General features: G+C 73.4%; 1 pseudogene. It reads left to right on the forward strand.

The features are described from left to right. A pseudogene (locus SB719_RS22045) lies at positions 1-244 on the forward strand (hypothetical protein); the annotation flags it as partial.

The raw sequence follows: 244 nt of genomic DNA on the forward strand, positions 1-244 counted from the left end.
GTGGACCGCCCCCAATTCGCTGATCGGGCTGGTCGCGGGCGCGGCCGGTCTGGCGTTCGGCGCGCGACCCGTCTGGCGCGCGCGCGATCTCGCCCTCGTGTTCGAGCGTTGGCCGTGGGGTCCTGGCGGCGCGATCACGTTCGGCAACGTGATCCTGCACACGGGCGCGTCGCTGGATGTCGCCTGCCGCACCTACTCGCATCGCGCGGGCCTGCGCGACGATGCGCCGATCCGGCTGTGCGAC

Origin of the sequence: Pantoea sp. SIMBA_079 (assembly GCF_046940275.1) — a bacterium.
In the GTDB taxonomy this organism is placed as follows: Bacteria; Pseudomonadota; Gammaproteobacteria; order Enterobacterales; family Enterobacteriaceae; genus Pantoea; species Pantoea borealis.